This window comes from Pseudomonas sp. JUb52 (assembly GCF_004341115.1).
GTDB classification, from domain to species: Bacteria; Pseudomonadota; Gammaproteobacteria; order Pseudomonadales; family Pseudomonadaceae; genus Chryseomonas; species Chryseomonas oryzihabitans.
Window position 1 is genome coordinate 75,297 of the sequence record NZ_SLYS01000016.1, and the last position, 13,187, is coordinate 88,483.

At 65.7% G+C, this 13,187-nt stretch carries 7 protein-coding genes; 2 read left to right on the plus strand and 5 right to left on the minus strand.

Features of this window, described 5'->3' with window-relative positions:
- The first annotated feature begins 23 nt into the window (after positions 1-23).
- Together EC839_RS21390 and treA are read left to right on the plus strand one after the other, a co-directional pair.
- Positions 24-1,937, plus strand: a complete 1,914-nt coding sequence (locus EC839_RS21390) for a PAS domain-containing sensor histidine kinase (RefSeq protein WP_007162540.1) — start codon at positions 24-26, stop codon at positions 1,935-1,937.
- Positions 1,938-2,036: 99 nt separating this feature from the next.
- Positions 2,037-3,680, plus strand: a complete 1,644-nt coding sequence (treA, locus tag EC839_RS21395; RefSeq protein ID WP_007162539.1) for an alpha,alpha-trehalase TreA — start codon at positions 2,037-2,039, stop codon at positions 3,678-3,680.
- Between the two features lie 331 nt (positions 3,681-4,011).
- Here the strand turns inward: treA and EC839_RS24255 are convergent, their stop codons facing one another.
- The 5 genes from EC839_RS24255 to mqo form a co-directional block, all read right to left on the minus strand.
- On the minus strand, positions 4,012-4,164 hold the full coding sequence (locus EC839_RS24255; RefSeq protein WP_007162537.1) for a hypothetical protein: 153 nt from the start codon (positions 4,162-4,164) through the stop codon (positions 4,012-4,014).
- A 65-nt stretch (positions 4,165-4,229) separates the two neighbouring features.
- A complete protein-coding gene (locus EC839_RS21400) occupies positions 4,230-6,041 on the minus strand; it encodes an ABC transporter ATP-binding protein (RefSeq protein ID WP_007162536.1) in 1,812 nt (603 codons plus the stop codon).
- Positions 6,042-6,751: 710 nt separating this feature from the next.
- Positions 6,752-8,167, minus strand: coding sequence for a diguanylate cyclase (locus EC839_RS21405; RefSeq protein ID WP_007163052.1), 1,416 nt, complete (start codon positions 8,165-8,167; stop codon positions 6,752-6,754).
- A gap of 121 nt (positions 8,168-8,288) precedes the next feature.
- Positions 8,289-10,928, minus strand: coding sequence for a glucosidase (locus tag EC839_RS21410; protein WP_007163051.1), 2,640 nt, complete (start codon positions 10,926-10,928; stop codon positions 8,289-8,291).
- A 245-nt stretch (positions 10,929-11,173) separates the two neighbouring features.
- Positions 11,174-12,811 (minus strand): malate dehydrogenase (quinone), encoded by a 1,638-nt coding sequence (mqo, locus tag EC839_RS21415; protein WP_007163050.1) that lies wholly within the window; start codon positions 12,809-12,811, stop codon positions 11,174-11,176.
- Between the last annotated feature and the right edge of the window lie 376 nt (positions 12,812-13,187).

The following is a 13,187-nucleotide window of genomic DNA, read 5'->3' on the forward strand; positions in this document are numbered from 1 at the left end:
TCTCCTACCGGCCACTAACCACCATGTCCCAGTTCCTTGCCGTCGGCCTGTTCGAATACGATCCCAGCCGCGCCAGATGGCGCGCGGATGCCGTCTGCGCGGCCATGCTGGAACGGGACGCCGAGGTACTGTCCCGGGGGCTCGCGCCCGCCGAGTTGCTGAGCGATCTGCAGAGCCGCAGCGCGCCACCCGAGGGCTTGCTGCCCGCCCCGGGGCAGGTCTGGGAGGCCTGGCGCCAGGGCGCCGATGGCCAGCTGCGCTGCCTGCAGTTCCAGCGGCGCGAGGCCGGCGGCGTACTGCTGGACGTCACCGCGCAGCGTCGCCATGAAGCCGAACTCTGGCAGGGCGAGGCCTTCAAGCGCAGCGTGATGGTCTGCAGCGTCGACTGCATCAAGCTGATCGATCTGGAAGGGCGCCTGGAGTACATGAATCCGGGCGGTCTCATGGTCATGGAGATCGACGACTTCATTCCCTTCCAGGGCCGCCACTGGGCCGAACTCTGGCCCGAGGAGCAGCGCCATGAGGTGACCGCCGCCATCGAGGCGGCGCGGCAGGGCGGCATCGGCCGTTTCACCGGACTCGCGCCCACCGCCAAGGGCACCCGGCGCTGGTGGGACGTAGTGGTCACGCCGATCCTGGGCGATGACGGCCAGACCCTGAAATTCCTGTCCATCTCCCGCGATGTCAGCGAAGCCGTCCATACCCGCGAGGCGCTGGACGAACTCAATCGCAACCTCGAAGAGCGCATCGAAGCGCGCGGCCAGGAGCTGGTGGCCCTGGAAGAAGAGTTGCGCCAGGCGCAGAAGATGGAAGCCATCGGCCAACTCACCGGCGGCATCGCCCACGACTTCAATAACCTGCTGACCGGCATCGTCGGCTCCCTCGACCTGATGCGCCGTCGGGTGCAGCAGGGCCGTATCCAGGAGCTGGAACGCTACCTGGACACCGCCACCCGCTCGGCGGAGAACGCCGCGGCCCTGACCCAGCGGCTGCTGGCCTTCGCTCGCCGCCAGGTGCTCGAACCCCGCCCGGTGGATGCCGGCCAGCTGGTGCAGGGCATGCACGAATTGCTGCGCCATAGCCTGGGCAAGAAGATCCGCAAGGACGTCCAGCTCGACACCGACCTCTGGCTGCTGCACTGCGATCCGCACCAGCTGGAAAACGCCATCCTCAACCTGGCCATCAACGCCCGCGACGCCATGCCCGAGGGCGGCAACCTGAGCATCCGGGTGGACAATGTCAGCGGACCCCTGAGCATCGGTCTGCCGATCGAGACGGTGGACGGCGATTTTGTCCGCATCCAGGTCTGCGATACCGGCACCGGCATGGACGCCGATACCCTCAAGCGCGCCTGCGAACCCTTCTTCACCACCAAACCCAGCGGGCGCGGCACCGGACTCGGGCTGTCGATGATCTACGGTTTCGTCCGCCAGTCCGGTGGCCAGGTGGAGATCCACTCGGTGGTGGGCGAGGGCACCTGCATCAGCCTCTATCTGCCGCGGCTGCTGGCCCGGCCGGCGCCGGAAAGCGCGCCCAACGACGCCGAGGGCCCGGTGCTGCCGGAAGTCTCCGGCGACTGCGCGCTGATCGTCGAAGAAGAGCGCGAAGTCCGCGTCATCATCGGCGAGGTGCTGGCGGAACTGGGCTACACGCCGCTGGCAGTGGCTGACAGCGCCACCGCTGTCACGCTCATCGCCTCCGGCACCCTGCGCATCGACCTGCTGGTGACCAGTCTCGGTCTCGCCGGGCTGGACGGCCGGCAACTGGCCGAGCAGGCGCGAGCCACCACGCCCGGACTGCCGGTGCTCTATCTGTCCGGCCAGGCGGATCCCGCGTCCCTGCCGGAGCTGGCGGAAGAGGGCGTCGAACTCATCGGCAAACCCTTCGGCCTGGAAGAGCTGGCGCGCTGCGTGAGGCGTCTGCGTCCAGGCGGCTGAGCCGGTCGCGGCGAACTGTCGCGGCGCGCCAGGGTCGATCCTTTCGAGTCGCAACCTCCGTTGCGGCTGCTGTCGTGTCGACAAGAAAAGGAGCGCTTCATGAAACGCCTGCCACCTGCGCCACCCGCGCGGATGCTCGTCCTGTCCCTGTCCATCGCCTTTCTCGCCGCCTGCGCCCATGAGGGCAGCAAGCCGGAAACCCCGACCTGGAGTTGGCGCGACGCCAGCAACGCTCGCGCCGTGCCGCCGGACCAGGCCTATCCCGAGCTGTTCGCCGCGGTGCAGCAGGGCAAGCTGTTCAGCGACCAGAAGCACTTCGTCGATGCCCTGCCCAAGCGCAATCCAGCCGACATCCGCCAGGACTACCTGGCCCAGCGCGACAAGCCGGGCTTCGACCTCAAGGCCTTCGTCAGCGCCAACTTCGAAGAATCCGATCCGATCAAGGCCGCCCCGCCCAAGGCGGGGGCCGACCTGCCCACCCACGTCAAGGACCTCTGGCCGGTGCTGACCCGCCATTACGAAGAGGTACCGGCCTACAGCAGCCTGCTGCCGCTGCCCAAGCCCTATGTGGTGCCGGGTGGCCGCTTCCGCGAGGTCTACTACTGGGATTCCTACTTCACCATGCTGGGGCTGGCCAAGGACGGGCGCACCGACCTGGTCCGCGACATGGTGGACAACTTCGCCCATGAGATCGACGTCTACGGTCACATCCCCAACGGCAACCGCAGCTACTACCTGAGTCGCTCGCAACCGCCGTTCTTCGCCTACATGGTCGACCTGCAGGCCAGCCTGGAAGGCGACTCCGCCTATCGTCGCTACCTGCCGCAGCTGCAGAAGGAATACGCCTACTGGATGGCCGGCGCCGAAGGCCTGCAACCGGGCCAGGCCAATGCCCATGTGGTCAGGCTGGCCGATGGCACCCTGCTCAATCGCTACTGGGATGCGCGCGACACCCCGCGTCAGGAGTCCTACATGGAAGACCTGGCCACCGCCGCCCAGGCCAAGGGCCGACCGGCCGGCGAGGTCTATCGCGACCTGCGCGCCGGCGCCGAGAGCGGTTGGGACTTTTCCTCGCGCTGGCTGGGCGACGGCAAGACCCTGGCGACCATCCGCACCACCGCCATCGCGCCGGTAGACCTCAACAGCCTGCTCTATCACCTGGAGCAGACCATCGCCAAGGCCTGCGAGAAGACCGGCGAGGCCAGTTGCGTCCAGGCCTACAGCCAGAAGGCCAAGACCCGTCAGCAGGCCATCGACCGCTACCTGTGGAATCCGGCCGGTTACTACACCGACTTCGACTGGCAGGCCAAGCGCCGCACCGACAAGCTCTCCGCCGCCACCCTGTTCCCGCTGTTCGTGGGCGCCGCCAGCCAGAGCAGTGCCGACCAGACCGCCGCGACCGTGGCCAACCAGCTGCTGCGTCCGGGCGGCATCGCCACCACCACGGTCAAGACCGGCCAGCAGTGGGACGAACCCAATGGCTGGGCACCGCTGCAGTGGGTGGCCGTGGACGGCCTGCGCCGCTACCAGCAGGACAAGCTGGCCGCCGACATCGGCACCCGCTTCCTGACCCAGGTGCAGAACCTCTACGCCCGCGAGCAGAAGCTGGTGGAGAAATACGACCTCACCGGCGGCCAGGGTGGCGGTGGCGGCGAGTACGAGTTGCAGGACGGTTTCGGCTGGACCAATGGCGTCACGCTCAAGCTGCTCGAACTCTACAAACCGCAACCCGGCGCGAAATAGGGCCAAAAAAAGGTCCGCTACGGCGGACCTTTTTCATCGTGAGACCCGTAGGTTATGCTGAGACAGCTCCATCGTCGAAGCCCAATAATCCGAAAGTGATGAATCACCCGTTGGGCGTCGCTGCGCTCAACCCAACCTACGGGCGGCTCTTCCCGCTCTACCTCCGGGAGAGGGCCGGGGTGAGGGCAAACCCTACGCCAGCGCTATCCGAATACTGACGCTAGATTTCACAGCGGATCCACCGGCGGCGCATCGTCCTCGTCGGCCGGCAACTCCGCCGGATGCAGCCCTTCCGGGTCTTCATCCTCGGGCAGCGGCAGGATGGCGTTCATCAGCTGTACTCCGGATTGCGCGGATTCTTCTGCGGCAGGCGCTCCTCGACCGGCTTGTCATCCGGATCTTCGCCCACGGGCTCCTCGGGATCGGGCGCGATGTCCGGATCGATGTCCAGGTCGTCGGGGTTTTCCTTGATCTGATCGTTCATGCGGCCTCCGCGAGTGGTTGTCAAACGTTGGGCAGAGCCCCTGGCGCGAAGTTCGCCACCGGCGATCAGCGATAGCCTCTGGCCTGCAGATCGAACAGCTGGGCATAGCGACCACCGCTGGCCAGCAACCCCTCGTGATCGCCCCGCTCGCGGATCTCCCCATCTTCCAGCACCAGGATCTGGTCGGCGTTGCGCACGCTGGAGAAGCGATGGGAGATTAGCAGGGTCATGCGTTGCTGCGCCTGGGCGCGAAAGCGCTCGAAGATCACCGCCTCGGCCGCGGCGTCCAGCGCGGCGGTGGGTTCGTCCAGCACCAGGATGTCGGCGTCCTCGCGCATATAGGCGCGGGACAGGGCGATCTTCTGCCACTGCCCGCCGGACAGTTCCTGGCCGCCCATGAACCAGCGTCCGAGCTGAGTCTCGTAGCCCTCGCGCAGACCGGCGATGACCTCGTCGGCCAGCCCCTGCTCGGCCGCCTTGCGCCAGCGCGCCTCGTCATTGAAGGCCTGGGTGTCGCCGACGCCCAGGTTTTCACCGGCGGTGAGCTGGTAGCGGATGAAGTCCTGGAAGATGACGCCGATGCGCCTGTGCAGGGCCGCCGGCTGCCACTCCTGCAGATCGCTGCCATCGAGCAGGATACGGCCTTGCGTCGGGCTGTGCAGGCGGGTCAGCAACTTGATCAGGGTGGTCTTGCCCGAACCGTTGGCCCCCACCAGCGCCAGGCTCTGGCCCGGCGCCAGGTGAAAGCCGATGTCCTTGAGTGTCGGCGCGGCCGCACCCGGATAGGTGAAGCCGACCCCTTCGAATCTCAGGCCGTCGCCGGGCTGGCTGCCGGCGGTGAGGCTGCCGCCTTCGGCGCTGGTCGGCTGGCCCAGGTAGTCATAGAGATTGCTCAGGTAGAGGCTGTCCTCGTAGAGGCCGCCCAGGGCGGTCAGGCTGGCGCTGACCGCGGCCTGGCCCTGGCGGAACAGGGTGAGGTAGAGGGTCATCTGGCCCAGGCTCAGGCGGCCACGCACGGTATCGAGCACCACCCAGGCATAGGCGGCATAGAAGGCGAGGGTGCCCAGCAGGCCAAAGACGAAACCCCAGCCGTCACGTCTCAGGGTCAGGCGGCGGTCCTCGGCATAGAGCTTGGCGAAGGTGGTGCGATAGCGCTCCAGCAGCAGCGGCGCCAGGCCGAACAGCTTGACCTCCTTGATGTAGGCCTCGTGGGAAAGCAGCGTCTCCAGATAGGTCTGGCGGCGGGTCTCGGGCGCACGCCGGCTGAACAGCCGAAAGGCATCGCCGGAAAAGCGCGCCTCGGCGAGGAACACCGGCAGGGCGCCCACCACCAGCAACAGCAGCGCCCAGGGCGAGAAATGCACCAGCAGCACGGCGAAGCTGACCAGGGAAATGAGGTTCTGCAACAGGGTCAGGGACTTGGTCACCAGCGCCAGGGGCCGGATGGAGGCCTCGCGCCGGGCTCGCACCAGCTTGTCGTAGAAGTCGGCGTCCTCGAACTGCGCCAGCGACAGGGTCTGGGCCTTTTCCAGGATCAGCAGATTCACGGTCTGCCCAAGGCGTACCCGCAGCAGCGATTGCTGCACCGACAGCAGCCGCTGGGCGCCCGCCAGGGCCGCCAGTACCCCGGCTTCTGCCAGCACGAACTTCAGTACCGGCCACAGCGGTGCCTGGCCCTGGTCGGCATGCAGCCGCATGGCCGCCACCACGGCATCGACGATGCGCTGCCCCAGCCAGGCGGCCAGCGCCGGCAGCAGGCCGGCGACCAGGGTCGCCAGGATCAGGCCGATCATCAGCGCGGGTGAGGTACTCCAGACCAGGCCGGCGGCGCGGCGCATCTGCTGTTGCACGATAGCGAAGGAGGTCGAGAGGGCCATGGCGGATCTTCGGCGGAGGTCAGCATTAGTCGAGGCGGCGATCGCCATGTTCCCCAGGCTATGGCAAAAGGCTTACACCGACTGGTGTCACCTGGCCATGTTGCCACCTGCGGGAGCTGCGTAATCTACACCCATCAGCCGCGCAGGATGCGCAGCCCTGAGGTCACGGATGAAGACCAGGCCAGGATGGCGCCTGACAGGACGTTGGGATGGTCGCAACAGAGAACCCGCTTCGGCGGGTTTTTTGTTGGGCGCGATTTATGGTCGGCGGGCGGACCGGGCGGGGTATGGCAAAAGGCTTACACGCACTGGTGTCACCTGGCCATGTCGCCATCCGCGGGGGCTGCGTAATCTACACCCATCAGCCGCGCAGGATGCGCAGCCCTGAGGTCACGGATGAAGACCAGGCCAGGATGGCGCCTGACAGGACGTTGGGATGGTCGCAACAAAGAACCCGCTTCGGCGGGTTTTTTGTTGGGCGCGATTTGAGGTCGGCGGGTGGACCGGGTGGGGTATGGCGAAAGGCTTACACCGACTGGTGTCACCTGGCCATGTTGCCACCTGCGGGGGCTGCGTAATCTACACCCATCAGCCGCGCAGGATGCGTAGCTTTGAGGTCACGGATGAAGACCAGGCCAGGATGGCGCCTGACAGGATGTTGGGATGGTCGCAACAAAGAACCCGCTTCGGCGGGTTTTTTGTTTTGGGCGTCATTCCGGACTGGCAGGGGCTTCGGGCCCGGGCTCCGCGGCGATGCGGTTGCGACCGGCGCCCTTGGCTGCATAGAGCGCCCGGTCGGCGCCTTCGGTGAGGCTGTAGGCATCCATCCCGGCCCTGTGGGTGGCCAAGCCGACGCTCAGGGTGATGGGGCGCCGTGACCAGGTGTGGTTGGCGACGGCGGCGCGGCAGCGTTCGGCCACCAGGTGGGCCGCGGTGAGATCGGCACCCGGCAGCAGGATGGCGAATTCCTCGCCGCCGTAGCGGAAGCAGGCGTCGTTGTCGCGACAGCTCTGCAGCAGCAACTGGCCGACGGCCTGCAAGGCGCTATCACCCGCCTGGTGACCATAGGCGTCGTTGTAGGCCTTGAAGTGATCCACGTCGATCAACAGCATGGACAGCGGCGTGCGCTGCTCCTCGGCGCGCAACAGGTGCTCCGCCAGGCGCAGGTCGAAGGCGCGTCGATTGAACAGGCCGGTCAGGGCATCGGTGACGCTGCGCTGTTCGGCGGCCTGCATCATGCCCAGCAACTGGCGTTGCGAGGCCTCTAGCATGTGCTGTTGCTCGATGTGCTCGGTGACGTCCACCGACAGGCCTGCCAGGGCGATGCCCTGCCGGGTGACCAGGGGAAACTTATAGGACTGCCAGAAGAGGCGCCGACCATCGAGGGCGGTCATGCGCTCGACGAGGCGGCTCGGCTTGAGTTCGTTCATCACCTGCTCGTCGACCTGGCGAAAACGGGGCGCCGCCTCTGGCCAGATGGTGAAGTCGTCCTGGCCGATGACCTCGTCGCGGGTCAATTCCAGCTGCTGCAGAAACGGCTCGTTGACATAGCGGTAGCGCCAGTCGCGGTCCTTGATGTAGGCGATGAAGGGCCCGTTGTTCATGAAGGCGGAAAAGTTGATGTCCAGCTCTTCCAGCTGGCGCAGGGTCTCGCGCTGTTGCAGCAGGATGATGACCTGTCGGGCCAGCCGTTGCAGGTTGTCGACCTGAGCCGTCTCGAAGCGCCGAACCCGGTCGTCCATCACGCAGAGGGTGCCGAGGGCGACCCCGTGTCGGTCGAGCAGGGGGATGCCCAGGTAGGCGCGCATCCCTTCCAGCCCGGGTGCAGACCGGAGATGGGCGACGCGTGGGTCGCCTTGCAGGTCTTCCACCAGGAAGGGCTCACGCGGGGTACGGATCGCCAAGTGGCAGAGAGAGGCGTCGACCGGCACCTCGGCTATCGTCGGGCCCTGACAGGCCTTGAACCAGAGACGATGTCGATCGGCGAGGGTAATGAAGGCCACCGGCGCCCGGGTCAGCTGGCAGGCCAGGACGACGATGTCCTGGTAGGCGGCTTCGACGCCGCTATCGAGAATCTGCAACTCGCTCAGGGCGTGGCGACGCTGGGCGTCATCGGGGGCAGTCATGCGGGCTCGCGAAGGCGGGATGTCTAGCTAGAGCATAGTAGCCGGGGTGGCCGAGGAAAACTGCAGTCTTGCCGCAGTCCGCCGCGGTACCGGTCGGGACCGGCACCGCGGCGTGCTCGGGTTAGCGCCGGGGTTGCAGCAGCAGCGCCACCAGGGCGCTCCAGCCGGTCTGGTGGGAAGCCCCGAGTCCGCGGCCGTTTTCGCCGTGGAAATACTCGTGGAACAACACCAGGTCGCGACTGCGCGGATCGTTCTGCAATTGCGGATAGTCGACCATGCTCGGGCGCTTGCCGTCGGCGTCCTTGAGGAACAGCCGGGTCAGGCGCTGGCTGAGGCCGTCGGCGACCTCTTCCAGATTGGCCAGGTAGCCCGAACCGCTGGGATATTCCACCGAGAAGCTGTCGGCGTAGTAGCGGTGGAATTCGTGCAGCGACTCGATGAGCATGTAGTTGATCGGCATCCACAGCGGCCCGCGCCAATTGGAGTTGCCGCCGTACAGGCGCGAATCCGATTCCGCCGGCTGGTAGCGGGCGCTGAGCAGATTGCCGTCGGCCTGGCGCATCTCGAAGGGTTGCTGTTCGTGGGCCTTGGACAGTGAGCGGATGCCGTATTCGGAAAGGAATTCGTTGTCATCCAGCATGCGCTTGAGCAGCAGCTTGGTGCGATGGCCACGCAGCAGCGAGAGCAGGAATCGGTTGCCCTGGCCGGGCTCGGTCCAGCGCGAGACCAGTCGGGCGAGATCCGGTCGCTGGCGCAGGAAGCCGCGCAGTCGTCCGCCGAGGCCGGGGAGACCCTCGTGCTCGCGCTGTTCCAGGACCTGCACCGCGAACAGCGGGATCAGGCCGACGATGGACCTCAGGCGTAGCGGTTCCGCGCTGCCATCCGCCTTGTGCAGGACGTCATAGAAGAATTCGTCCTGTTCGTCCCAGAGGCCGTCCTCGCGGTCGTCGCTGTGGTTGATGGCGCCGGCGATGTGCAGGAAGTGCTCGAAGAACTTGACTCCGAGATCGACGTACACCGGATTTTCCTTGGCCAGCTCCAGGGCGATGCGCATCAGGTCCAGGGCATAGGCGGCCATCCAGGCGGTGCCGTCGGCCTGATCCAGGTGATAGCCCGGTGGCAGCGGTGCCGAGCGATCGAAGAGGGCGATGTTGTCCAGGCCAAGGAAGCCGCCCTGGAAGATGTTGCGACCCTCGGTGTCCTTGCGGTTGATCCACCAGGAGAAATTCAGCAGCAGCTTGTGGAAGACGCGCTCGAGAAAGACCCGATCGCCCACCCCGGTCAGGGACTTCTCCTGCAGGTAGACGTGCCAGGTGGCCCAGGCATGCACTGGCGGATTGGCGTCCTCGAAATTCCACTCGTAGGCCGGCAATTGCCCATTGGGGTGCATGAATCTGTCCTTCACCAGCAGCAGCAACTGCTGTTTGGCGAAGCCGGGATCGATCAGGGCATAGGCCACTGCCTGGAAGGCCAGGTCCCAGGAGGCGTACCAGGGGTACTCCCATTTGTCCGGCATGGAGACGATGTCGAAATTGAGCAGGTGTCGCCAGTGGCCATTGCGAATGCGCTGACGCTGCGCCGGCGGCGTGGGCTGCGCAGGATCGCCATCGAGCCAGCGATTGACCTCGAAATAGTAGAGCTGCTTGGACCAGAGCAGGCCGGCCAACGCCTGGCGCTGTACCAGGCGAGCATCGGGATCGGCGATCTTTTCCTGCAGGGCGGCATAGAAGGCATCGGCTTCGGCGATACGTTCGACAAAGATCGCATCGGCATCCACCGACAGGGCATTGGTGGGCGCCAGGCGCAGGTAGACCACGGTCTTGGCGCCACCCTCCAGCTCCACGGCGAAATGGGCGGCCGCCTTGCTGCCGAAGTCGCGGCGGATCGCCTCGCGGGCGCCGCGCACCACGTAGTCGTTGATGCCGTCCTTGAAGGGCCCTTCGGCAGGCTCGCCAGTGAGGCGGGGCAGGTTGGTTTCGTTGTTGCAGAACAGCCACTCGACCTCGCGCGGGCCCCAGGCGCTGACCACCAGATCGGGCCGGTCGAAATAGCTGGCACGGACCTGATCGCCTTCCAGGCTGAGCATGGAGCGCGGCGGGGTGCCGGTCCAGGCCCAGGTGTTGCGTGACCAGATCTGCGGCAGCACCCGCAGGCTGGCGCGCTCGGTCCCGCGGTTTTCCACGGTGACCCGCATGAGGATGTCGTCGGGGTTGTGCTTGGCGTATTCGACGGTGACGTCGAAATAGCGATCGTCGGCGAAGACGCCGGTGTCGAGGATCTCGAACTCACGATCGTTCAGCCCGCGCCGGGCGTTTTCCTCGGTGAGCCGGGCATAGGGAAAGGCGGCGTGTGGATACTTGTAGAGCATCTTCTGGTAGGCATGGCTCGGCACCCCGTCCAGGTAGAAGTACAGCTCCTTGACGTCTTCGCCATGGTTGCCCTCGGCGTTGGTCAGGCCGAACAGCCGTTCCTTGAGGAAGGGGTCGCGCTCGTTCCAGAGGGCGATGCCCAGGCACCATTGCTGGGCCTTGTCGCTGAAACCGGCGAGGCCGTCCTCGCCCCAGCGATAGGCGCGACTGCGCGCATGGTCATGGGGAAAATAGCGCCAGGCGTCGCCATCGGCGCTGTAGTCTTCACGGACCGTGGCCCACTGGCGCTCGCTCAGGTAGGGTCCCCACTGCCGCCAGGCGGCGGCGTCGGTATCAGCCAGGCGCTGGCCTTCTCGGGTATGCAGGATGCCCGGGGCGGGATGTGCCGTCATCGTGTCTCCAGATTCAGGTAACGGTTAAGGCTCGAGGATAGATCACCATTGTGGCGTGCACAGAGCGGCCTCGGCGTATCGCTGCAGTTTTAGTGCCTGTCTGGCGGGAAAAAATTCACGCCGTTGCGGTTTTCGTCACAGGGCCCGGGCCGGACGCAGGCGAAAAAAAGCCCCACGCCGGATCCGGGTGGGGCCTTGGGTCATCGCGGTGAGCCCGCTGCGCATGCAGCGGGTCGGGCGGCGATTTACAGCGCCATGTCGTTGGCGGCCTTTTCGACACGCGGAGCGCTGGCGGTGGCCTTGGCGTTCTCGGTGCCGGTGGCGACCGGCGGGGTGGCCAGTTGCAGGACTTCGGCGGTGTAGTTCCACTCTTGCTGCACGCGCGCGGGGTCGCTGTTCAGCTTGGTGCCGTAGCTGGGCACGATCTGGTGCAGCTTGGCTTGCCACTCCGGGGTCGCGACCTTGTCCTTGAACACCTTCTCCAGCACGCTCAGCATGATGGGCGCGGCGGTCGAGGCACCCGGGGAAGCGCCCAGCAGGCCGGCGATGCTGCCGTCCTTGGCCGCGACGATCTCGGTGCCCAGCTTCAGCACGCCACCCTTGTCGGCGTCGCGCTTGATGATCTGCACGCGCTGACCGGCCTGCCACAGGCGCCAGTCTTCCTTCTTGGCGTTGGGGAAGTACTCGCGCAGGGCGGCCATGCGGTCGTCATCCGACAGCATCAGCTGACCGGCGAGGTATTCCACCAGCGGGTACTCGGCCACGCCCACGCGGACCATCGGCCAGGCGTTGTGGGTGTTGGTGCTGGTCAGCAGATCCAGGTAGGAACCCTGCTTGAGGAACTTGGTGGAGAAGGTGGCGAAGGGCCCGAACAGGATCACGCGCTTGCCATCGAGCATGCGGGTGTCCAGGTGCGGAACCGACATCGGCGGTGCGCCCACCGAAGCCTTGCCGTAGGCCTTGGCCAGGTGCTGCTGGGCGATCTCGGGATTGTCGGTGACCAGGAAGGAGCCACCCACCGGGAAGCCGGCGTAGTCGTTGGCTTCGGGGATGCCCGACTTCTGCAGCAGGTGCAGGGCACCGCCGCCGGCACCGATGAAGACGAACTTGGCGTCGGTCTCGGTCTTCTTGCCGTCCTTGAGGTTCTTGTACTCCACGCGCCAGCTGCCATCGGCATTGCGGGTGATGTTCTCGACTTCGCTGGACAGGTTCAGCTTGAAGTTCGGCTTGGACTGCAGGTTGGCGGCGAACTGGCGGGTGATCTCGCCGAAGTTGACGTCGGTGCCCAGCGGACTCCAGGTGGCGGCGATCTTCTGCTTGGGGTCGCGGCCTTCCATCATCAGCGGAACCCACTGCTTGATCTGCGCCGGATCCTCGGAGTACTGCATGCCGGAGAACAGCGGGCTGGCCTTGAGCGCCTCGTAGCGCTTCTTCAGGAAGGCGATGTTCTCGTCGCCCCAGACGAAGCTCATGTGCGGGGTGCTGTTGATGAAGCTCTTCGGGTCCTTGAGGACGCCGTTCTTGACCTGCCAGGACCAGAATTGACGGGAGATCTGGAAAGCTTCGTTGATCTCGATGGCCTTGGAAATGGTGACCTTGCCGTCCTTGTCTTCCGGGGTGTAGTTCAGCTCGGCCAGGGCGGAGTGGCCGGTACCGGCGTTGTTCCAGCCGTTGGAGCTCTCGTCGGCGACCTTGTCCAGGCGCTCGACCATTTCCATGGTCCAGTTCGGCTCCAGCTCGTTCAGCCAGATGCCCAGGGTGGAGCTCATGATGCCGCCGCCGATCAGCAGGACGTCGACCTTCTTGGTGTCTTCGGCCTGTGCGGTGCCCAGGGCGGAGGCGATGGCGACGCCGAGCAGCGCGCCAGTCATTTTCTTCAGCATGTGATCTCTCAATCGATAGAAGCTGGGTCTGCTTATCGAGTTTCGGTGCGGTGCGGCACCATGGCACATGGGTGGATGTGCAGTGGGCAAGGCAGAATGCAGCCGGAAACACGCAAGGGCAGGTTTCTTGTCCCTCCACCGCCCCTCTCTTGTGCGTCATCGGAGGAGTCGGAGCAAAAACGCAATGCGCGGCCTTGGCAGCGGCAGACCGGAGACGGAGGTCTCGGGCGCGGCTGCGTGCGCGTGGCGTTTTTGTTGGCCGGCATTTTAATGAGAAGGCCCTAGGATTCCTAGTCCGTAATTCATAGGCTTTGGCTATTAGCCTTTGGTCTAATCCTTTGCGACCTGGGTCAAAGTCCCGTCAACTGCCCACTCA

Coding starts and splice junctions, on each gene's coding strand:
- EC839_RS21390 (WP_007162540.1), top strand. CDS start 24: ATGTCCCAGTTCCTTGCCGTCGGCCTGTTCGAATACGATCCCAGCCGC.
- treA (WP_007162539.1), top strand. CDS start 2,037: ATGAAACGCCTGCCACCTGCGCCACCCGCGCGGATGCTCGTCCTGTCC.
- EC839_RS24255 (WP_007162537.1), bottom strand. CDS start 4,164: ATGAACGATCAGATCAAGGAAAACCCCGACGACCTGGACATCGATCCG.
- EC839_RS21400 (WP_007162536.1), bottom strand. CDS start 6,041: ATGGCCCTCTCGACCTCCTTCGCTATCGTGCAACAGCAGATGCGCCGC.
- EC839_RS21405 (WP_007163052.1), bottom strand. CDS start 8,167: ATGACTGCCCCCGATGACGCCCAGCGTCGCCACGCCCTGAGCGAGTTG.
- EC839_RS21410 (WP_007163051.1), bottom strand. CDS start 10,928: ATGACGGCACATCCCGCCCCGGGCATCCTGCATACCCGAGAAGGCCAG.
- mqo (WP_007163050.1), bottom strand. CDS start 12,811: ATGCTGAAGAAAATGACTGGCGCGCTGCTCGGCGTCGCCATCGCCTCC.